Annotated in this window: 21 protein-coding genes; 11 read left to right on the forward strand and 10 right to left on the reverse strand. The window is 64.2% G+C overall.

Annotated elements, in window-relative coordinates; genetic code table 11:
* The first annotated feature begins 32 nt into the window (after window positions 1-32).
* Window positions 33-770, forward strand: a complete 738-nt coding sequence (fabG, locus tag FOY53_RS09170) for a 3-oxoacyl-ACP reductase FabG (protein WP_146587989.1) — start codon at window positions 33-35, stop codon at window positions 768-770.
* 212 nt (window positions 771-982) lie between these two features.
* Window positions 983-1,216, forward strand: a complete 234-nt coding sequence (locus tag FOY53_RS09175; RefSeq protein WP_146587990.1) for an acyl carrier protein — start codon at window positions 983-985, stop codon at window positions 1,214-1,216.
* Window positions 1,217-1,404: 188 nt separating this feature from the next.
* On the opposite strand, the gene FOY53_RS09180 is transcribed toward FOY53_RS09175, so the two are convergent.
* Complete coding sequence (locus FOY53_RS09180) at window positions 1,405-2,406, reverse strand: Fe(3+) ABC transporter substrate-binding protein (RefSeq protein WP_146587992.1); 1,002 nt, start codon at window positions 2,404-2,406, stop codon at window positions 1,405-1,407.
* Between the two features lie 151 nt (window positions 2,407-2,557).
* On the reverse strand, window positions 2,558-3,364 hold the full coding sequence (gene mazG / locus FOY53_RS09185; RefSeq protein WP_146587994.1) for a nucleoside triphosphate pyrophosphohydrolase: 807 nt from the start codon (window positions 3,362-3,364) through the stop codon (window positions 2,558-2,560).
* A 62-nt stretch (window positions 3,365-3,426) separates the two neighbouring features.
* Here mazG and FOY53_RS09190 point away from each other — a divergent pair, with 62 nt between their 5' ends.
* From FOY53_RS09190 to FOY53_RS09220, 7 genes are all read left to right on the forward strand, one after another.
* A complete protein-coding gene (locus tag FOY53_RS09190; protein ID WP_146587995.1) occupies window positions 3,427-4,584 on the forward strand; it encodes a M20 aminoacylase family protein in 1,158 nt (385 codons plus the stop codon).
* A gap of 88 nt (window positions 4,585-4,672) precedes the next feature.
* Window positions 4,673-5,833 (forward strand): M20 aminoacylase family protein, encoded by a 1,161-nt coding sequence (locus tag FOY53_RS09195; protein WP_146587997.1) that lies wholly within the window; start codon window positions 4,673-4,675, stop codon window positions 5,831-5,833.
* Window positions 5,834-5,907: 74 nt separating this feature from the next.
* Window positions 5,908-6,870, forward strand: a complete 963-nt coding sequence (gene speB, locus FOY53_RS09200) for an agmatinase (protein WP_146587999.1) — start codon at window positions 5,908-5,910, stop codon at window positions 6,868-6,870.
* 89 nt (window positions 6,871-6,959) lie between these two features.
* Window positions 6,960-7,370, forward strand: coding sequence for a DUF1499 domain-containing protein (locus FOY53_RS09205; protein WP_146588001.1), 411 nt, complete (start codon window positions 6,960-6,962; stop codon window positions 7,368-7,370).
* Between the two features lie 91 nt (window positions 7,371-7,461).
* The gene (prfA, locus tag FOY53_RS09210; protein WP_146588003.1) at window positions 7,462-8,511 is read left to right on the forward strand and encodes a peptide chain release factor 1; all 1,050 of its coding nucleotides are present in this window, start codon (window positions 7,462-7,464) and stop codon (window positions 8,509-8,511) included.
* A complete protein-coding gene (prmC, locus tag FOY53_RS09215; protein WP_146588005.1) occupies window positions 8,508-9,353 on the forward strand; it encodes a peptide chain release factor N(5)-glutamine methyltransferase in 846 nt (281 codons plus the stop codon). The genes prfA and prmC overlap by 4 nt, the downstream gene beginning before the upstream one ends.
* A gap of 210 nt (window positions 9,354-9,563) precedes the next feature.
* Complete coding sequence (locus FOY53_RS09220; protein WP_146588007.1) at window positions 9,564-10,454, forward strand: DUF4167 domain-containing protein; 891 nt, start codon at window positions 9,564-9,566, stop codon at window positions 10,452-10,454.
* Between the two features lie 155 nt (window positions 10,455-10,609).
* Here the strand turns inward: FOY53_RS09220 and rsmA are convergent, their stop codons facing one another.
* The 6 genes from rsmA to lptF are packed head-to-tail and all read right to left on the reverse strand — an operon-like array spanning window position 10,610 to window position 18,050.
* Window positions 10,610-11,458, reverse strand: coding sequence for a 16S rRNA (adenine(1518)-N(6)/adenine(1519)-N(6))-dimethyltransferase RsmA (gene rsmA / locus FOY53_RS09225; protein WP_146588009.1), 849 nt, complete (start codon window positions 11,456-11,458; stop codon window positions 10,610-10,612).
* The gene (gene pdxA / locus FOY53_RS09230) at window positions 11,455-12,429 is read right to left on the reverse strand and encodes a 4-hydroxythreonine-4-phosphate dehydrogenase PdxA (protein ID WP_146588011.1); all 975 of its coding nucleotides are present in this window, start codon (window positions 12,427-12,429) and stop codon (window positions 11,455-11,457) included. The genes rsmA and pdxA overlap by 4 nt, the downstream gene beginning before the upstream one ends.
* Window positions 12,426-13,676 carry a peptidylprolyl isomerase gene (locus tag FOY53_RS09235; protein WP_146588013.1) on the reverse strand — a complete coding sequence of 417 codons (1,251 nt, stop codon included), beginning with the start codon at window positions 13,674-13,676 and terminating at the stop codon, window positions 12,426-12,428. The genes pdxA and FOY53_RS09235 overlap by 4 nt, the downstream gene beginning before the upstream one ends.
* A complete protein-coding gene (locus tag FOY53_RS09240) occupies window positions 13,667-15,820 on the reverse strand; it encodes an LPS-assembly protein LptD (protein WP_146588015.1) in 2,154 nt (717 codons plus the stop codon). Before FOY53_RS09240 ends, FOY53_RS09235 begins: the two co-directional genes overlap by 10 nt.
* The gene (gene lptG, locus FOY53_RS09245; protein ID WP_146588017.1) at window positions 15,820-16,914 is read right to left on the reverse strand and encodes an LPS export ABC transporter permease LptG; all 1,095 of its coding nucleotides are present in this window, start codon (window positions 16,912-16,914) and stop codon (window positions 15,820-15,822) included. Before lptG ends, FOY53_RS09240 begins: the two co-directional genes overlap by 1 nt.
* Complete coding sequence (gene lptF / locus FOY53_RS09250; RefSeq protein WP_146588019.1) at window positions 16,911-18,050, reverse strand: LPS export ABC transporter permease LptF; 1,140 nt, start codon at window positions 18,048-18,050, stop codon at window positions 16,911-16,913. Before lptF ends, lptG begins: the two co-directional genes overlap by 4 nt.
* A 125-nt stretch (window positions 18,051-18,175) precedes the next feature.
* Here lptF and FOY53_RS09255 point away from each other — a divergent pair, with 125 nt between their 5' ends.
* Window positions 18,176-19,648 (forward strand): leucyl aminopeptidase, encoded by a 1,473-nt coding sequence (locus tag FOY53_RS09255; protein WP_146588021.1) that lies wholly within the window; start codon window positions 18,176-18,178, stop codon window positions 19,646-19,648.
* A gap of 1 nt (window position 19,649) precedes the next feature.
* Entirely contained in the window at window positions 19,650-20,108 is a 459-nt protein-coding gene (locus FOY53_RS09260) for a DNA polymerase III subunit chi (protein WP_146588023.1), read from the forward strand.
* 17 nt (window positions 20,109-20,125) lie between these two features.
* On the opposite strand, the gene FOY53_RS09265 is transcribed toward FOY53_RS09260, so the two are convergent.
* Together FOY53_RS09265 and FOY53_RS09270 are read right to left on the reverse strand one after the other, a co-directional pair.
* Window positions 20,126-20,707, reverse strand: coding sequence for a retropepsin-like aspartic protease family protein (locus FOY53_RS09265; RefSeq protein ID WP_146588025.1), 582 nt, complete (start codon window positions 20,705-20,707; stop codon window positions 20,126-20,128).
* A 62-nt stretch (window positions 20,708-20,769) separates the two neighbouring features.
* On the reverse strand, window positions 20,770-21,390 hold the full coding sequence (locus tag FOY53_RS09270) for a MarC family protein (RefSeq protein ID WP_146588027.1): 621 nt from the start codon (window positions 21,388-21,390) through the stop codon (window positions 20,770-20,772).
* Between the last annotated feature and the right edge of the window lie 9 nt (window positions 21,391-21,399).

The following is a 21,399-nucleotide window of genomic DNA, read 5'->3' on the forward strand; positions in this document are numbered from 1 at the left end:
GCCCGTGACAGAAGTTGAAAAAAGGAATGAATATGTTTGATCTGACTGGGAAATGCGCGTTGATCACCGGCGCTTCCGGCGGCATTGGTGGCGAGATCGCCCGCAGCTTGCATGCGGCAGGCGCAACCGTCGGTCTGAGCGGCACCCGCACCGAACCGCTTGAGGCGCTTGCGGCCGAGCTTGGCGAGCGGACGTTTGTCCTTCCCTGCAATCTCGGTGACTTTGCAGCGGTTGAGGCCCTGCCGAAAGACGCGGCCAAGGCCATGGGGGCTGTCGACATCCTCGTGAACAACGCCGGCATCACCCGCGACAATCTTTTCATGCGCATGTCGGATGACGAATGGCAGTCCGTGATCGACGTGAACCTCACGTCCACTTTCAAGCTGTGCAAAGGTGTGCTGCGCGGCATGATGAAGGCGCGCTGGGGCCGGATCGTGAATATCTCCTCTGTGGTCGGAGCCACTGGAAACCCAGGGCAGGGGAATTATGCAGCGGCCAAGGCGGGTATGGTGGGCATGTCGAAATCGCTTGCCTACGAGGTGGCCAGCCGCGGAATTACCGTCAACGCCGTGGCGCCCGGTTTCATCACAACGGCCATGACCGACAAGCTGAGCGACGACCAGAAAGCCGCAATCCTGACACAGGTGCCTGCAGGCCGCATGGGCGAGCCGGAAGAGATTGCTGCCGCCGTTCTCTATCTTTCCAGCCCCGAGGCGGCATATGTGACAGGCACCACCTTGCATGTGAACGGCGGTATGGCCATGCTCTGACTCAGCGCCGCCGGTGTCATGGGAAAGCGTTTGCCAACCCCTTTCCATGTGCTATAGGCGCGTCAGTTCCGGTTCGTGCCGTTTGATGCGGCCCGCTTCCGATCCCGCGCAGCGGGCAAACGAACCGCCCGGAAGGGCACGACAGAAGCCACCCCGCCGGGGCGAGGGCAAATCCGGGTCCGAGCACCCGACAGTTGAATGAGGATAACAGAATGAGCGACGTCGCAGACCGCGTGAAAAAGATTGTGGTTGAGCATCTGAGTGTGGAAGAGTCAAAAGTCACGGACAACGCCTCGTTCATCGACGATCTGGGCGCGGACAGCCTTGATACGGTCGAACTCGTGATGGCTTTCGAAGAGGAATTCGGTATCGAGATCCCGGATGACGCAGCTGAAAACATCCAGACTTTCGGCGATGCGGTGAAGTTCATCAGCGAAGCGTCCTGATCCCGTCGGGACAGAATTGAATTGCAAAACGGCGCGTCCCTCGGGGCGCGCCGTTTTCTGTTGAGGATGGCTTTCAGAGCGAAGTGCCTGCCACTGGACCGGGGCTTGAGACGACATTGCGGGCGCCCCTGAAAAGGAGCGCCCGCAACAGTGGTGCAGCCTGGAACTCTGGCGCGGCCTACATCCGCTCAGCCGTCAAAGTCGATCTCTTCCATCAGGCGCAGCGCATCGCCGCGAAGGGCTGCGAGATCCATCAGGTTGACCGCATCGGCGGTGAAGTCGCCCCAGGATGCGACCAGATCGGCACGGGGAACACCCGGCTTGACCGGGAACTCGTGGTTGGCTTGGGCATAGATTTCCTGCGCTTCCGGCGAGGCGAGGAATTCCATGAATTTCAGGCCATCCTCGCGGTGCGGCGCCGCAGAGGTCATGGCCACGCCCGAGACATTCATGTGCGTGCCGCCATTCTCGAAGGTCGGGAAAATGATGCGCACCGAATTGGCCCATTCCGTCTGTTCGGGGTCTTCCAGCATTTCGCCCATGTAGTAGGTGTTGCCGAGTGAGATGTCACACTCGCCGGCCCAGATCGCCTTGACCTGCGCGCGGTCGTTGCCCTGGGGCTTGCGGGCCAGATTGGCCTTGAGTCCGAGGGCCCAGTCCTTGGCGGCGTCATACCCGTGGTGCTCGATCATCGCCGACAGCAGGGCAAGGTTGTACGGATGTGTGCCGGAGCGGGTGCAGATGCGGCCCTGCCACTTGGGATCCACCAGATCTTCGTAGGTCGTGACTTCGCCATCCGCGACGCGATCCTTGCTGGCATAGACGATGCGGGCGCGCGACGTGACACCGAACCACTGATTGCCGGGATCGCGGAACTGTGCGGGGATGTTGTCCTGCAGGACAGAGCTGTCGACGGGCTGTGTGACACCTGCTTCGACGGCCTGCGCCAGCCGCGCGATGTCCACGGTCATCAGAACATCTGCAGGGCTGCGGCTGCCTTCGGCACTCAATCGTTCTGTCAGGCCCTGATCAAGGTAGACGACATTGGTCTCGATACCGGTCTTGGCGGTGAACGCCTCGGTGATCGGGGCGATCAGTTCGGGTTGCCGTTGAGAATAGATGTTCACCTCGGCCAGCGCCGGACTCGCGGCGAGAAGGGCAGTGAAGGTGGTTGTGAGGCGCAAGGTCATGTTGTCTCCGTCAGGATTTGGATGGTGATGCCCTTAAATCTGACGTTTTTAGTCAGGTCAATACCCGAAGAAATGACTCGGGTAATATCCGCCGGTGTGCAACCAAGGCTTTTCAAAAGCCTTGGCAAAACTTTTTCAAAAGTTTTGAGGCCTAGCGGCTGCGTTCCGCCGCTTTGGCGGCGTCCCACAGTGCATCCATTTCGGCGAGGTCGCTGTCGGTGGGTGCGCGTCCGCGCGCTGCCAGCCTGGCTTCGATGAACCGAAATCGGCGCGTGAATTTGGCGTTCGCGCCGCGCAGGGCCTCTTCGGGGTCAATGTCCAGGTGACGTGCGAGATTGGCCATGACAAAAAGAAGATCGCCAAATTCTTCCCGGGCGTGCGCCGCATCCGTCGCTTCGCGCAACTCCTGGGCTTCTTCGACGATCTTGTCGATCACCTCGTCGGTGCTGGGCCAGTCGAACCCGACCCTGGCGGCGCGCTTTTGCAGTTTGACGGCACGCATCAATGCAGGAAGGCCGTGAGCCACGCCGTCCAGCACTCCGGAGTCCCGGTTTTTCGCGCGTTCTTCGGCCTTGATCCGTTCCCAGTCCGCGGTCTGCTGTTGCGCCGTCTTGTCGCGTGTCTCATCGCCAAAGACATGTGGATGCCGCGCGACCATCTTGTCCGAAATCGTTCTGGCGACATCCTCGAAGGTGAACAGCCCGGATTCGGATGCGATCTGGGTGTGATAGACGGACTGCAGCAACAGATCTCCCAGTTCGCCTTTCAGGTCGTCCCAAGCTTGCCGTTCGATGGCGTCTGCGACTTCGTAGGCCTCTTCGATGGTGTAGGGTGCAATGGACGCGAAGTCTTGCTCGATGTCCCAGGGGCAACCGGTTTCGGGGTCGCGCAGCCGGGCCATGATTGCCAGCAGACGCGGCATCCCGCCGTTTGGGTCGTGGATCAGATCGTCGGACATTGCGGGGCCTTTCGATTTGGGTCAGGTACAGGGATGCGACATGAAACAAGGAGTGTCCAGCCATGCCGGTCGTGAACCGCATTGCCGCGTTTGCCGATGAAATGGCGATCTGGCGCCGCCAGCTGCATCGCCAGCCCGAGCTTGGGTTGGAATGTCACGCCACCGCGGCCTTTGTCGCGGCGCAGTTGCGGGCGTTTGATGTCGACGAAGTGCACGAGGGGTTGGCCACCAGCGGAGTCGTCGGCATCATCCGCGGACAGGGGCAGGGGCCGGTCACGGGACTGCGGGCTGACATGGATGCCCTGCCGATGACCGAGGAGACCGGGGCCGAATGGGCCTCTGAAATCCCGGGGCGGATGCATGCCTGTGGTCATGACGGGCACACGACGATGTTGCTGGGGGCGGCGCGATATCTCGCGGAAACGCGCAGGTTTTCCGGATCTGTCGCCCTGATCTTCCAGCCCGCCGAAGAGACCGTTGGTGGCGGGCGACTCATGGTCGAAGAGGGCATGATGGAGCGTTTTGGCATCACCGAGGTCTTTGCGCTGCACACCGATCCGTTCGGGGCGCTTGGGGAGTTCCGTACCAGACCCGGACCGATCATGGCGGCGGTGGATGATTTCGAGATCCTTGTGACCGGCAAGGGAGGCCATGCCGCCTATCCGCACGACTGCCGTGATCCGATGCCCTGCGCCCTGGGAATCGGTCAGGCGCTGCAGACCATCGTTTCGCGCAATGCGGATCCGTTGCACAGCCTGGTGGTGTCGCTGACGCAGGTGCACGGCGGATCCGCGATGAACATCATTCCGGAAGAGGTACAACTGGCCGGTACGGTGCGCAGTTTTGACCCCGGGTTGCGTGATCTGGCCGAGAGGCGCCTGCGGGCCATCGTCGAGGGGCAGGCGCAGAGCTACGGCGTTTCGGCGCGGGTCAATTATCACCGCAGTTACCCGCCAACCGTCAACCATGCCGATCAGACCGATTTTGCGGTGCGCGTGGCAGCTGAGGTCGGAACCTCGGTGGTGTCGGATCTGGCGCCCGAGATGGGGGCCGAGGATTTTTCCTACATGCTCAATGCGCGCCCGGGTGCCTTTCTGTTTCTGGGGCAGGGACCGGGGCCTTCGGTGCACAACCCGAAATTCGATTTCAATGACGCCGCCGCCCCCTATGGCGCGTCGTTCTTTGCCCGGTTGATCGAGACGCGGCAGCCCCTGGGCTGATGGCTTGCACCCTTGCCGCGATGGTGCTTGAGTGCTGCAAAACAAGCCCGGCAAAACTGGCTGGCGACGCAGGGACAGGGGGACGATCATGCCCGTGATCAACAGCATTTCGGCGCGCTCGGAAGAGTTGGCGGGCTGGCGACAATACCTGCACCAGCACCCGGAGCTGGGGTTTGAATGCTTTGCGACCGCGCGGTTCGTCGCGGACAAACTTCGGGAATTCGGAATAACGGACATTCACGAGGCCATAGCCACCAGCGGACTTGTGGCGCTGATCGAGGGACGGGCGCCCGGCCCGACCATCGGCCTGCGTGCCGATATGGATGCCTTGCTGATGGTCGAGAAAAGCGGCGTAGCCCATGCCTCGACGGTGCCCGGACGGATGCACGCCTGCGGCCATGACGGACACACCACGATGCTGCTGGGTGCGGCGCAGTATCTGGCCGAGACGCGGAATTTTGCCGGCCGTGTCGCCCTGATCTTTCAGCCCGCCGAAGAGGGTGAGGGGGGCGGGCGGGTGATGGTGGAAGAGGGCATCATGGAGCGGTTCGACATCTCGCGGGTCTTTGGCATCCATAATTCGCCCGGCGATCCGGTCGGGCATTTTCTGACCGCTCCGGGGCCACTGATGGCGGCGGTGGACACCTTCTGGATCGACATACAGGGGGTGGGCGGGCATGGGGCGATGCCCTGGCAGACCCGGGATCCGGTGATCACGGCGGTGGCGATTGTCCAGGCGCTGCAGACCATCACGAGCCGGAATGTCGATGCACTGGATCAACTGGTGCTGACGGTGACGCAAATCCATGCCGGGTCAGGCACTAACATTATTCCCGACACGGCGCAGATTGTCGGCACGGTGCGCAGTTTCAAGCCCGAGGTCCAGACGCTGGTGATGACGCGGATGGAGGAGATCGTGCGACATCAGGCCGCCAGTTTCGGGATGAGCGCCGAGCTTGTCTACGAGCGCGGCTATCCGGCGACGGTGAATGACCCTGACGAGGCGGCCTTTGCCGCCGAAGTGGCGCGCGAGATTGTGGGCTCGGAACGGGTGAACGCGGCCTGCGACCCCATCATGGCGGCCGAGGATTTTGCCTACATGCTGAACGCGCGGCCGGGGGCCTATCTGTTTCTCGGTCAGGGCGAGACCGCAACCTGTCACCATCCGGCCTATGATTTTGTCGACGAGATTGCCCCTGTGGGGGCGTCCTTTTTTGTGCGGCTGGTCGAAAAGGCGCTGCCGCTGTAAATCTGGGGCGTTGGCAGATGCCCTTTCCGGCGTCGCCCACCCGCCCACCCCGACGCCGGAAAGGGCATCTGCACATGGCGCTTGAAGACGCAAAAAATCAGGTTGATCAGGCCTTTACGCGCGAAACTTTGCGTGGGACCAGTTTCGAAAACGCATTTGGCGGTGCGCCATCGTTTCTGCGCCGCCGCTACACCAAGGATCTGGCAGGGGTGGATGTGGCGGTGACCGGCATTCCGTTTGACCAGTCTGTCACCAACCGGCCGGGCTGCCGATTCGGCCCGCGCGCCATTCGCGAGGCGAGCACGCTGCAGCCCTATGACCCCCCCTATGGCTGGGGTTTCGATCCGCTGGGCGATTTCAGCGTGGTGGATTATGGCGACATGGCGTTTGACTATGCCAAGATCAGCGCCTTTCCCGCCGCCGTGACAGCACATGTCCGCCAGATCCTGAACGCGGGAGCGGCGAGCCTGACGCTGGGGGGGGACCACTTCATCACCCTGCCGATTCTGCGGGCCTATGCCGAGAAGTACGGACCTGTCGCGCTGTTGCAGTTCGATGCCCATTCGGATTCCTGGGTCGATGACGATGCCGAGCGGATCGACCACGGAACCTTTGTGTACAAGGCAGTGCAGGAGGGTCTGATCCTTCCGGAAAAATCCGTTGCCGTGGGGATCCGCACCGTCAATCCGGACACACTGGGGGTGCACATCATCGACGCACCCGAAGTGCACCGGATCGGCCCGTCGGCGGTGGCCGGGAAAGTGCGCGAGATCATCGGCGACACCCCCTGCTACCTGACGTTCGACATCGACGGTCTGGACCCCGCCTATGCTCCGGGCACAGGCACACCGGTCTGGGGCGGGTTGAGCACAGCGCAGGCCGCGGTGATCCTGCGGGAAATCGCCGGTCTGAACCTTCTGGGCGGCGATGTGGTTGAGGTCTCGCCTCCGTACGATACAACCGGCGCGACGGCCGTGGCTGGGGCGCATGTGGCGATGGAGATTCTCTGTCTCTGGGCCTGGACCCGGCGAAAGTGAAAATCGTGTCAGTTGGCGGGGTCGCGGTCCGGCCTTCTGTCAGCCGCGCCTGACCAGCGCGCAATGACAGGGAAAGTGGCAGCGTGCGAATGATATTCTGGATCATTGTGCTGGGCATCGTCGGTGCGGTTGCCTGGATTCGTCTGGCACCGTCGGACCCGGCCGTCTGGCATGTCGACCCGATGGTGACGGCGGATCAGGATCTGGCGACCGGAGTGCGGCGGCGGGTGACAGGCGGGCTGGACGCTTTCGAAGCTCTGGACCGGATCATCCTGGCGACGCCCCGAACAGAGCTGCTGGCAGGTAGCATTGACGAAGGCCGGATGACCTACGTCACCCGGTCGCAGTGGATGCGGTTTCCCGATTACACCACGGTGCAGCTGGACGGTGTCCAGATCGAGGTATTTGGCCGTTTGCGCTTTGGTCAGGGGGATGTCGGGGTCAACAGGGCCCGGGTCGATGGCTGGCTGGCGGCGCTTGCCGCCAGGGACGGAACCTGAGGCAGGCCTCGCATCCGGGTGCGGTGGTGCCCGTCGTGCGGACACCTGCGAAGACTTGACCGTTGCGGCGCAATAGGGGACAGACGGGCGCATGGTTCCCTCAGACAGACTCATCCAGATCCGCCAGCGTTTCGAATTTATCGAGGCGCAGCTTGCTGCCGGCGGGGGCGATCTTGCCGCTCTGGGGCGCGAGTATGCCGAACTCAAGCCGGTGATGGCGCAGATCGACGCCTGGGAGACCTTGCAATCGGGCATCGCCGAGGCCGAGGCGATGTTGCGCGACCCCGAGATGAAAGCCCTGGCCGAGGACGAGCTGTACGCTTTGCGCGGCGCGGTTCCGGCAGCCGAAGAGGCGCTGCAACTGGCGCTTCTGCCAAAGGACGCGGCGGATGCGCGGCCTGCGATGCTGGAAATCCGTCCCGGAACCGGGGGCGAGGAGGCGGCGCTGTTCGCCGGCGATCTGTTGCGGATGTACCAGCGCTATGCCGAGAATCGCGGTTGGCGGGTCGAGATCATCGAAGAGCAGGCAACCGAGCTGGGCGGCATCAAGGAAGTGGTGGCCCATATCACCGGACAGGACGTGTTTGCCCGGCTGAAGTACGAATCGGGCGTGCACCGCGTGCAGCGGGTGCCGACTACCGAAAGCGGTGGCCGGATCCACACCTCTGCGGCGACAGTTGCGGTGTTGCCCGAAGCGGAAGAGGTCGATGTGAAGATCGACGCCAACGACATCCGCATTGATACGATGCGCAGTTCCGGTGCGGGCGGCCAGCATGTGAACACCACCGATTCCGCGGTTCGCATCACCCATATGCCCAGCGGGATCGTGGTCACCAGTTCCGAGAAGTCCCAGCACCGCAACCGCGAGATCGCGATGCAGGTGCTGCGCACCAAGCTGTTCGATCTCGAGCGGCAGAAAATTGACGGCGAACGGTCGGCCAGCCGCAAGGCGCAGGTCGGATCGGGTGACCGATCGGAACGCATCCGCACGTACAATTTCCCTCAGGGGCGGCTGAGCGATCACCGCATCAACCTCACGCTCTACAAGCTGGATCAGGTGATGCAGGGTGATCTGGACGAGATCATCGACGCGCTGACGGCTGATGCCCAGGCCACGCTGCTCGCCGAGATGGGGGCGTGACAGGAAGCGAACTGCTGGTCCAGGGGACACGTGCGCTGGTTGCGGCCGGCGTGCCGGAGGCCGGGCGGGACGCGCGCCGCCTGATGGCACATGTGTTGCAGGTGCCCGCCGGGCGGCTGACCTTGCTGCTGCCGGATCCGGTGAGCACCGCGCAAGCCGCGCAGTTCGAGGATCTGATCGCCCGGCGCCGGGACCGGGTGCCGGTGTCGCATCTGACCGGGCGGCGCATGTTCTACGGGCGCGATTTCCGGGTCACACCCGAGGTGCTGGACCCGCGCCCCGAGACAGAGACCCTGATCGCAGCCGCGCTTGCCCGGCCCTTCACCCATGTGCTGGATCTTGGCACCGGATCGGGCTGCATCGTGCTGACGCTGGTTGCGGAATGCGCCGACGCCCGGGGGATCGGAGTCGACCTGTCCGGCGAGGCGCTGGCCATCGCGGCACAGAACCGCGCGTCCCTGGGGCTCGATCACCGGGTCGCGCTGAAACAGGGCAACTGGTTCGCGCCCCTGGCAGACCAGGGCGCCACCTTCGACCTGATCGTGTCAAACCCCCCCTACATCGCATTGCAGGAAATGGCTGATCTGGCACCCGAAGTGCAGTGGCATGAACCCCGGATGGCCCTTACCGACGAAGGCGACGGTCTGGCGGCCTACCGGGCGATCACTGCCGGGGCCGACGCCCATCTTGCCCCGGGCGGACGGCTGATGGTCGAGATCGGACCGACGCAGGGGGCAGCCGTCGGCGCGATGATGGACGCCGCCGGGCTGAGCGATGTCGCGGTTTTGCAGGACCTTGATGGCCGCGACAGGGTGGTTCTGGGCGTGAAACCCGTGGAATGACGCGTCTGACCCGGCAAAACTGCGCATATTTTGTGTTTTTTGCTTGTGTGGCGTGTCGGGACGTGGTTATTCAAAGGGGTCGAGACGGAGGATGCCTTTGGCGGTCCCGCTTGACGCTAAGCCACACATGGAAGTGATCTGGTAGGCACGCGGTGCATGAAGCGCCCGAGACGATCACAGGACAGTCACAGATAGGGCTGAAGCTCGAATATGAGATCATCAAAATCCCGCTCGCGGTCCAAGAACAACCGCAACCGTTCGTCGTCCGTTGGCAATGTTGTCAATCGCGTCTTTGACAGCTCTGGCCCCGACGGCAAGGTGCGCGGTACGCCGCAGCAGATCATCGACAAATACAACCAGCTCGCACGTGACGCTCAACTGTCCAACGACCGTGTTGCAGCAGAGAACTTTCAACAGCACGCGGAACACTATCTGCGGATGCTGAGCGAAGCGCAGCGCGAACAGGACCAGCGTCGCGAACAGCAGGAACAGGAAAACCGCGACCGTCAGGCGCAGCGCGACCGTTCCGACAATGCACAGAACTACTCGGGCCACGGCGGCAATGGCAACGGCGGGCAGAACAATGGCAACCAGAACAGTGGTAACCAGAATAACGGCAACCAGAACACTGGTGTCCAGGGGCACGGCAACAACACCGGCCACGGCAATGCGCCGCAGAGTGGCGGTGCCGACCCGCGCCCGCCGCGTCGCGAGCAGAACGATCAGCCGCGTTATGTAGCCCAGGACGTGCTCGACCTGTCTGAAGACGCTGACAGCGACAGTGGTCTGGTGGACACGCCCGAGAATGCGGCCCAGTCGGCCCCGGTTCAGGCAACACAGGTTCAGTCACCGTCGGTATCCGAGCAAAACGCACCTGCGCGACGTGCGCCAAGCCGCCGCGCACCCAAACCCGCCGCCGAAAGGCCGGCACAGGCCGAGGCGCCTGCGATGGATGGGACGGCAGAGCAGCCTGCGGCAGAGCAGGCTCCCAAGCCAAAGCCGAAGCGGAAACCGCGCAAGAAGCCCGAGCCGAAAGCCGCCGAAGACACGTCGGCGGGCTCGGAACCTTCGGGCGAAGGCTCGGCGGACGCGGCCGAGTAACCCGACCGCTGACTGACCGGAGTACATTTCCGGGCAGACCGGACAGCCGACGGAACTGATTGGGTGCAACCCACCCCAAAGCCCCTTTGTTCGATGAACAGAGGGGCTTTTTTATGCCGGATGAATCAGGACACTTGTTTGCGGGCGGCGCTGGTCTACTGACGTGCGGCCGCCAACGCACGGGCCAGGGCACAGAACGCCTCGAGCGAGACCTGTTCGGCCCGTTCGGTTGGGGCGATCCCGGCGCTTTGCAGAATGGACTCGATGTCCGGATGCTGGCCCTTCAGCGCGGCGCGCAGCATCTTGCGGCGCTGGTTGAAGGCGGCGGCGACGACGGTCTCGAGCACCTTGGCGTCGGCGGGAAAACGCGGCTCTGGCAGAGCGGTCAGATGCACAACCGCCGACGACACCTTGGGGGCCGGGGTAAAGGCTTCGGGCGGCAGCGACAGGACGATGCGGGCGTTCGCGCGCCACTGCGCCAGCAGGGCAAGCCGTCCATAGGCCTTGGAGCCCGGCAGCGCAACAATCCGTTCCGCCACCTCGCGCTGGAACATCAGCGTCAGACTTTGCCAGAAAGGTGGCCATTCCTTCGGCGTGAGCCAGCGCACCAGCAATTCGGTCCCGACATTGTAGGGCAGGTTGGCGGCGATCGCGATGGGCGGGGTGAGATGTTCAAGCGGGTCGATGCGCAGGGCATCGCCTTCGATGACGGACAGGCGTCCGGGATAGGCGGCGGCTATCTCTGCCAGCGCAGGCAGGCAGCGGGAATCCTTTTCGATCGCCAGAACACGGCGCGCGCCCTCGGCCAGAAGGCCGCGGGTCAGACCACCCGGCCCGGGACCGATTTCCAGCACATCCATATTGCTCAGGTCCCCGGCCTGACGGGCGATCTTGGCCGTCAGGTTGAGGTCGAGCAGAAAATTCTGGCCCAGCGACTTGCGCGCGGTAAGCCCGTGGCTGGCGATCACGCGGCTGAGGGGCGGCAGATCATCGATACCGCTCATGCGGATCTCCCTTTTGCCATGTTCCAGGCCATGCGCAGCGCGGCGACCGTCGAGGAGGGGTTGGTCAGGCCCGTGCCGGCAATATCGAAAGCCGTGCCATGGTCGGGAGAGGTGCGGATGAAGGGAAGGCCCAGCGTCACGTTCACCCCCTGATCAAAGTCCAGCGTCTTGATCGGGATGAGCGCCTGATCGTGATACATGCAGATCGCCGCGTCATACTGCGCCCGGGCGGCGGCGTGGAACATCGTGTCAGCCGACATCGGGCCGCGCAGGTCCAGACCCTCTGCGCGCAGGGCGTCGAGAACCGGAATGATCAGATCAATCTCTTCGCGCCCCATCCGTCCGCCTTCGCCTGCATGCGGATTCAACCCGGCCACGGCGATGCGCGGGGACACGACGCCGAACTGGCGGCGCAGCGAATCGTGGGTAATGCGGATGCGCTGCGCCAGAAGGTCGGCTGTCAGGGCCGTCGGCACTTTGCTCAGCGGTATATGGATGGTGGCGGGGACAACCCGCAATTGCGGCGAGGCCAGCATCATCACCACCTCGTCCGCACCGGCGAGATGGGCAAGGTACTCGGTGTGACCCGGCCAGGCAAAGCCAGCGCCTTCCTGCAGCGCCTGCTTGTGGATCGGCAGCGTGCAGATGGCTGAGGCGGCGCCGCTCTGGGCAAGGGCAACTGCCCGGGCAATCACGTCGATCACGCCCTGGGCCTGCGCCGGTTGCGGCATACCGGGCACACGGGCCCCGTCAAAGGCATGGGCGAGCACCGGCAACCCGCCCTCTGTCGTGTCATGCACCGCATCGGGGCGGTCAATCAGACGGTGTTCGGACCCGGCGGGCAGATGTGCCGGGTCTCCGATCCAGAAGAACGGCACATCCTGCCGCAGGATTTCCCAGACGGCCACTGCAAGTTCGGGGCCGATGCCGGCAGGTTCACCGCAGGTCAGCGCAACGGGCGCAGGGCTCATTGCTCGGAGATGCGGGCGTCGGCGCGCAACTGTGCCAGATAGCCATCGGCAAGCCCGGCAAGCCGCTGGTTGCGCAGGCCAAGAACCAGGTCATCGCGCGACGCATCTTCGGAAATCTTGTTGGTGCGACCGCAGAGCATCAGGAAAACCAGCGTCTGACCGTCTGACCGGGTGAGGGCCGTGGACACTTCTCCGGGATCGAGTTTTGACAGCTCCATGGCGATATCGGTCGGAATATCCGCGGGCGGCAGGCTGCCCCGGTCCAGCACCGTGGCCGGCTGGCCCTTGGCCACACCATAGAGATCATCGCAGCGGTCGACCCTGGAGGCCAGCACCCGGGCACGGGCCAGGGTTTCGGCACTGCGGCCGCCGGGCATGTAGTAGGCGGCATATTCGACCGCAGTGACTTCGGGCGGGGTGAAACCGGATTCCTCGATGGCGCGCAACTGGAACAGGGCAACGGCATTGGGGATCGGAATCGGATCTGTCACCTGACCCGGCGACAGTGCCAGCACCAGCGGGCGCAGCACCGGCGGCAGATCCGTGATGTTCTGCCAGGGCAGGCGGCCGCCCGCGTCACGGCTGGCGGTGGCGGAATACCTGCGCGCTTCGGCCGAAAAGGCACTCTCGGACGTCAGTTGCGAGATGCGTTCCGCACGGGCGCGCACGGCCTCGGCCTCGGGCGGGGGGGCCGGCATAATGATCTCGGACAGCAGGACGCGGACGTTTCCGACGCCGTTGCCCCCAGAGGACAGGGCGCGGTCGACTTCGGCGTCGCTGACGGCGCTCTGGCCGGCAAATCGCGCCTGTACCAGCTGGCGCCACGACAATCCCGCCAGCACAAAGTCGCGGAAGGTCTGTTCGGCCACGCCCGAACCCTCGAGCGCGCGCACAAATTCGTCCCGGGTCAGATTGGCGCGCCCGGCGAATTCGTCCATGCCCTCCAGCACCTCTTCGGTGGTCGGGCGGATACCGGCATCCTGGGACGCCTGAATCCGCAGCCGGTCGTCGATCAGCTGTTCCCGGGCGAGCTTGCGGACATCTCCCGGGGCGTTCAGCACCTGCAGCATGCGCTCACGCTGCTGGATCTCGTATCCGGTGATGGCCTTTTCATTGACCAGAATGGCAGGCGAAAACAGCCCCTGCGCCTGCGCAACCGGTGCAGTGGACACAACAGCGGCGGCTCCCCAGACGAGCGGGGCGGCCAGAGCCATGGCACGGAAAAGGCGGGATATTCTTAGCGGCATGATCGGCGGTACTCCCCGGCGCTGCCACCTGTGCTGAATCCCTTCAGCGCGACGGTCAGGCCAAAATCTGTCGATGGTTCAAGACTATCGGAAGAGGCATAGCGGCGCGAGACCGAAAAGTTCACAACCGCGCATTCGTTCTGGTATTCGAGGTCGATCCCGGCCTTGGCAAAGCGCCGGTCGACAAGGTCGTATCGCATATCCGTCGAGGCCGCCCAATTGGTCGTGAACTGATATTTGCCGTCAAAGCTCCATTCCGATTGGGCCTGGTCGCGGTTTTCATCCGAATCCGTGACAAGCAGGACATACGAAGCGCCCAGATTCATGCGATCCCGGGTCCAGATCGCGCGGGCCTCTGCCTTGGATACGCTCATGTCGGCGACGTTGAACAGGCCGCGCGCAGACAGGACCAGACCATCGGAAGTGTCGATGTGCCCGGCCAGCAACCAGTCTGACGCCGCCGTCGACAGCCCCGAAGAACGGGTGAAATCGGCATCGTCCTCTTCGCGCCAGACCCGGCCCAGTGTCAGACCCGTCGTCAACCCTGCCGGATTGTCGCGCAGCATCCGCAGACCCAGCGCGCCGGTGTAGCCGCGCTCGCGCCGGTCGGCGGCCGGAAAACGCGACAGTGACAACAGATTGCCTTCGTCAAATTCGGGGCGGGTGCTTTCGTCATTGGTGACCTGCACCCGGTCTCCGCCGATCCAGCCGGCCTGCGCCACCGGTTCGACCAGCCAGCGCGCACCGTTCACACCTGCCCGTGCCCAGGGCCAGCGCAATTCGACCGCCGCCGATGGGGTGACCTGGCTGACATCGGCGGGCCGGGTTGAATCCTGGCTGACCCAGAACCGGTCGATCCAGAGCTCGCCCAGTGCGGCGGCGCGCACGCCCCCCGACAGGGTCCAGCGATTGCGCCAGCTGAGATCGGTGTTGAGCCGGGTCACGTCGCGCCCGTCGACAAGGGTGTCGGCATCGGCACTGTCCACGTCCAGCGTCGAATAGCGAAAGTGGTTGTGCAGTTCGCTGCTCACCCGGAACTCGCCGCCGGCGCGCGGAAAGTACCGGCGTTCGTATTCCGCGGTGCCGACGATCGAGGGCTGGGTGGCATTGCTGTCGCCGTCCCGCAGGGATTCGTAGTGTCGCAGCGAGGCAGATGCCAACCCGTCGCGCCGGAACCGCGAGACGGTGAGATCGCTTTCCAGCCTGTCCGCCGAGGCATAGTCGTAATCGTTCAGATAGGCATTGTCGGTGGTGGCCTCGATGTTGAAGCTGAGACGAAAGTCGCGCGGCAGGCTGAAGGCGCCCTTGGCAAACAGATAGCCCCGCGCGCCGTCACTGATCAGCGAATCCTGCGTGATCGCCCCGTTCAGTTCGATATCGCCATGACGAAAAGCCTGCCGGTAACGCGCCTCGAGCGTGCGGGTGACGGTTGACAGATAGGGGGTCAGGGTGAGGTCGCGGTGGTCACCGATCGGAATGAAATACGGCGTCTTGATGCCGAATCCCAGCAGCGTGGTGGATCGGAAGGTCGGGATCAGAAAGCCGCGGGCCCGCTCCAGCGACGGGTCCGGCAGGCGCAGGTAGGGGACATAGAAGATCGGGACATCCAGCACCCGCAGCTGGGCATTTTCAAAATAGAGCTGGCGTTCCTGCTGGTCGTGCACCACGCGGCTGGCGCGGATGGACCAGAGCGGGGCGGAAGTGTCGCCGCAGACCTGGCAAGATGTCACCGCGACGCGGCTCAGCTGGGTAAATCGGCCTTCGACCCGCCGCGCCTCGACCGCGGCAAGCTGCAATTGCTGGTCGAGCACGACGCGCGCGCCGCGCAGCAGGCCATTTTCGATGGCGGAGTCGATTTCGCCCGAGTCCGCCACCAGAATGTTGCCTTGCTGATCGGTGATGCGGATCGGACCTTCGAGGGTCAGCGAATCGCTTGTGCGGTCATAGATGATGCGCCGTGCCGCCAGACGCGTTCCGTCATACAGCGCCTCGACATTGCCGGTCGCGATCAGTCGGTCCTGGCCCTCGACGAACACCTGGTCGGCCACCAGCAGGGCAGCGTCCGCAGCACTGTCCTGTGCGGCGCTGGCGGTGGCAAGGGTGAGGCCCAGAAACAGCGGGGCGAGGGCGCGCAGCAGACGCATCAGCCGTCCTCCATGTGCAGGATCAGCCCCAGCGCCAGTAGCAGCGCCGCCACCGGGGGCGCCCAGGCGGCGAGATAGGGCGAGATCTGACCGTTTTCGCCCATGATCTGGGCGAAGTTCCGGATGTAGTAAAGCCCAAAGCCCAGCATGATGGCAGCCAGCACGGAAATGCCGGTGCGACCAAGCCGGCTGTGGCGCATGGTAAAGCCGGCGCCGACCAGCACCAGCGCGACAAGGAACAGCGGCCGCGCCAGTTCCATCTGCAACCAGACCTGGTGGCGGCGGGCGGAAAAGCCGGCCCGCTCAAGATCACCGATAAAGCCTGACAGATCCCAGATCGACACCGCCGAGGGATTGCCGAACCGGTCGCGGATATTGTCCTGGGTCAGGGTCGAGGGCACCAGCAGGGTTTCCAGACGGTAGGCCGCGGTTTCGGGATTGACGCCCGGATGCAGCGGCCAGCTCTTGGCGTCGTGCAGGATCCAGGCCCCGGGTTCCAGCCGCGCTTCGGCGGCTTCGATGCGGCGCACCGGACCGCCGTTGGGGGCATAGGCGACAAAGCTCACGTCATTAAGCGCAGTCGCTTCGGGGTTGGTGCGGGCGGCGCGGATCACCGTCTGGCCGGTGTCATCGCCCTGACGCAGCCACAGCCCGTCGGCCCCGATCGACAGCACGTTGTTGCCGCCGTTGTCATAACGTTCGGCCAGATCCGAAAACCGTTTCGAGGTGGCGGCAACAATGGGATTGCCCATCCCGACGGAAACCGCCCCGATCACGGCTGCCACCATTGCCGGCGCGATCAACGACGCCAGTCCCGACCGACCCGAAGCGCGGCTGACCACCAGTTCGGAGGAGCGGGCGAGCGACAGGAACAGCGCAATCGAGGCGAGGATCATCACCAGCGGCAACATCTGATACAGGGCCTGCGGCGTGTTCAGCAGGGTCAGGGTCAGCACCTGACCGAAAGTCACCGAGGCATCGAACCGGCGCAGCTGATCGACCAGATCCAGCAGCGACACGAACAGAAAGAAGATCATCAGCATCCCGAGGAACACCTTCAGGAAGCGGCGCGCAAAATAGTAGTGCAGGATCATGCGGTGCCCTCGACCGCAGGGCCGGGCAGGGGTTTGCCCGGCTTGAACGGCCCCGCCGCGCGACGCAGCAGCAGGCCGCAGATCACCAGCCCTATCAGCGACGGCAGGTAGATCAGCGGCCACAGCGCGGCATTGTCGCGCACCGGATCGGTCACGGCACTTTCGGCGAGTTTGATCACGACGAGCAGGAAGATGGCAAACACGATCTGCCGACCCACCCCGAAGCGGCTGTAGCCGCCGATCATCAGCGCCGAATAGCCGATCAGCGCAGCCACCACCGCCAGCAGCGGCTGCTGGAACCGGGTGTGTGCCTCTTCCAGGGTTTCGCCCGGCGACTCACGCGCGGCCTCGGCCACGGCCTCGGTGTCGGTCAGCAGTTCGAGTGTCGGTACAAACTGGATCTTGCGGCGCGGCAGGCTGTCGGCGGTGATCAGCCCGCTGATGTCATAGGTCAGATCGGTGAAGTTCGTGGTCGACAGGGTTTCCTTGGAAACGTTCAGCGTCTGGGCCAGCCCGCTCTGCATCACAAGTTTTGGCCCGACGGTGTCGCGCAGCAGATAAGCCTGTTCCGCGGTATAGGTCACCACGCGATCCTCTTGTCGGCGGTCCGACAGAAACACGTCGCGCAGTTCGCCATCGGTGGTGATGTCGCGAATGTAGAAGGTGACACCGGATGTCGGGTGCAGGAAGGCGCCCTCGCGCAGCAGTCGGGCGCTGACGGAACCCGAAATCTCGGCCTCGCGCAGACGCAGCTGTTCCAGGCTTTTCGGCACCAGGAAATGTGTGAGCACCGACATCATCGCCGCCACGATCAGCCCGAAGATCAGCACGGGACGGGCCAGCCGCCAGGGTGAAAAGCCGGTGGCCTGGACCACGGTCAGTTCGGATTCCGAGCTGAGCCGGTTGGTGACATAGACCGCAGCGGCAAAAGCCGCCATCGGCAGCACCATACGGATCACGTTCGGCAGGCTCAGCGCCGTGAATTCGAGGAACACACCCGCAGAATGGCCGTCCGCGATCAGCCGGTCGAACAGGATCACCGCCCGGTTCACCCAGTAGACTGACACCAGCACCAGAGCGAAAAAGCCGAACAGCACCATGAGTTGCGACAGTACGTATCTGTCGAATCTGGCCAAGGCGGTCCTCCAGAACCTGTTGCGTCGGATGTGACCCTACACGCGCCTGATCTGCGGGAAAAGGTGGCTCTGGTCAATGGGGCGTCGGCGCTTTACCTCTTGGGCAAACAGAGAGGACCCTGCTGATGACCGAGTTGAGAGAGATCACCTTTGTGCCCGTCGATCTTGAGGCGCTGGCCACCCTGGAAGGGCGGATCGCCGTCTGTGTGACCGCCGACGGCAAGATGAGCCCGGGCGCACGCCGCCTGAACCGGCTGACCAAGGGTGCACTGGCACGGGCGACCGAATCTGAACGTTGGGAAAAGATGAAGGACGGCGATGTTCTCAGCCTTGCCTACCCGACGGGGCTGGTGGCCGAGGCGGTGGATCTCGTGCGGCTGGAGCGGCGCGCCGATGCGGCGCTGGCACGCAAGGCGGGGGCGGCGCTGGCCCGGTGTGCGGGAAAATCCCTGCTGACCGTGCTGGCCGAGAGCCAGCGCGGCGCCGAGGAAATGGCGCTGGGACTGGTGTTGCGCGGCTACGGCTTCGAGGCCCGCAAGTCAGAGCAGCCCGAGCCGCTGGGCGCCGCCGTGTTCATGTGTGCCAAGGCGGATGAGGTCGCCTCTGCTGCCGAACCGCTGCTGGCGGTGGCGGAAGGGGTGGTCTTTACCCGAGATCTGGTGAACGAGCCGGCCAACGTGCTCAACACCGAGGAATTTGCCGACCGCCTGCTGGCGTTGACGGCACTGGGCGTCGAGGTCGAGGTGCTGGACGAGGCCCAGATGCAGGAGCTCGGCATGGGCGCGCTGCTGGCTGTCGGGCAGGGGTCCGACAACCCGTCGAAGTTGGTGATCATGCGCTGGAACGGTGGTGCCGAGGGCACGGCCCCGCTGGCGCTGATCGGCAAAGGTGTCGTGTTCGATACCGGCGGGATCTCGCTCAAACCTTCGGCCGGCATGGAAACCATGACCATGGACATGGGCGGTGCCGGGGTTGTGGCCGGGGTCATGCGGGCGCTGGCGCGGCGCAAGGCAAAGGCCAATGTGGTCGGTCTGGTCGGCATCGTCGAGAACATGCCCGACTCCAAGGCGATGCGCCCCGGAGATGTCGTGACTTCGATGAAGGGCGACACGATCGAGATCAACAACACCGATGCCGAGGGGCGCTTGGTGCTCTGTGATGTGATGTGGTACGCGCAGCAGCATATCAAGCCGAGCGCGATGATCGACCTTGCCACCCTGACCGGCGCCTGCATCGTCGCGCTGGGGCATGACAATGCCGCCGTCTATTCCAATGACGACGCGCTTTGCGGCCAGTTTCTCAAGGCTGCGGCGGACGAACAGGAAGGTGCCTGGCGGATGCCGATGGGGCAACCCTATGCGGACCTGCTGAAATCGCCGATTGCCGATCTCAAGAATTCCGGCGGCCGGCCGGCCGGTTCGATCACCGCGACCGAATTCCTGAAACGCTTTGTGCAGGCCGACATGCCCTGGATCCATCTCGATATCGCCGGGGTGGCGCATGTGCCGCGTGACCTGACCCTGTCGCCCAAGGGGGCGACGGGCTGGGGGGTTCTGACACTGAACCGGCTGATCGCGGAGCAGTACGAGACCGAATGATATGGGAGCCGCCTATTTCTATCACCTGACACAGCGCCCGCTCGAGGTGGTTCTGCCGCAGCTGCTGGAGCGGGCGCTGGCCCAGGGCTGGCGCGTGGCGGTGCGCGGGCGCGAGGCCGGGCACATGACCTGGCTCGACGAAAAGCTCTGGCTGGTGCCCGAGGACGGGTTCCTGCCACATGCGCTGGACGGTGGGCCGCAGGACAGCGCGCAGCCGGTGCTTCTGACGACCGGAACCGAGCTGCGCAACGACGCCGTATGCCTGATGTCGGTGGACGGGGCCGAGGTTTCGGCGGCCGAGGTGCAGGCGATGCAGCGCGTCTGCGTGCTGTTTGACGGCAACGACCCCGGTGCGGTCCAGACGGCGCGGGTGCAGTGGAAAGCCCTGACCGACGCCGGCTGTCCGGCGCAGTACTGGTCGGAGGAGTCCGGCCGCTGGGAGAAAAAGGCGGAGAAGTGAGAGGATCGGGGCGGCGGTTACCGTTCGAGAACCAGCGTGCCGCCGGAAATCTCCAACCGGTCAAAGCGTTGCAGGTAGCTCATGCCGAGCAGCGATTGCTCCATCTCGCCGCCGTTCACATAGGCGCGCACCGCCCGGTCCGTAAACGGCCCGAGGGACATGCGGTCGATCCTGACCGGGGCGGTCTGCACCGGTCCGTTGGCGGTCATCGCCTGCGCAAAGAACGCCAGCCCCTGCAGGTCTATGCCCGCGGCGGCGGCATCGCTGCGGGTCAGCACGATGCCGCTGGCACCGGTGTCGACCACAAAGCGGACCGGCGCACCGTTGAGTTCGAGGGTCACGTAATAGTGTCCGTCCGGTGCGCGCGGCAGTTCGATCCGGCCATCCTCCGCAATCACTGCCTGCTGCGGCAGCACGGTCCGGCGGATGTCGTCCCATAGTCCGACAGCAGCAACCGTGCCCAGAAAGATCAGGCCCCAGGCCGCAGCGGCCTGTGCCTTTTTGCCCAGGGAGTCGCGGTTCTGCACAAAGACCCAGAACACCAGAACAGCGCCCAGCAGCAGGAGATACGCGAGGTGTCCGAGGTCGAGGGAAGTCATGTGGCACGTCCTTTGTTCCTGAAGAGGATGTAGGGAGGCAAAGGGTCGGTTGTTAGTCCCGGTCAGCCGGTGACGCCAACGGCACGCAGCCCGTCCAGAACAAACTGCACGGACAGTGCCGCCAGCAACATGCCCAGAAGCCGCGTGACCACGGTGATGCCGGTCTTGCCCAATGCCCGCTCGACCAGCCCGGCGCTGAAAAAGAACACCAGCACGATCAGCAGCACCCCGACCAGCACCGCAAGAACCGAGGCCATGCCAAGCGCGTCACTGGTCTGACCCGTCAGCAGGATCACCGAGGCAATGGCCCCCGGTCCGGCGATGAGCGGGATGGCAATGGGAAACACCGACGGGTCGGGGAAATCCGCGTCCTGTTCGGCGGTGTCCTCGCGCCGCTTGGTGCGCCGCTCGAACAGCATGTCGAGCGCGGTTATGAAAAGCAGGATGCCGCCGGAAATGCGGAATGCCGCCATCGAGATGCCGATGAAGTTCAGCACTGATTCCCCGAGAAAGGCGAACAGGAACAGCACGGCGGCGCCGACGGCACAGGCGCGCAATGCCACGGTGCGACGGTGGCGGCTGTCGGCGCCCGAGGTCAGAGCGATGAAGATCGGTGTCAGCCCGATCGGGTCAATCACCACAAGAAGGGTGACAAAAGCGGTGATGAGAAAAGCACTGTCCATGTTCCCTGC

It is taken from the genome of Puniceibacterium confluentis (assembly GCF_007923445.1).
Classification (GTDB): domain Bacteria; phylum Pseudomonadota; class Alphaproteobacteria; order Rhodobacterales; family Rhodobacteraceae; genus Puniceibacterium; species Puniceibacterium confluentis.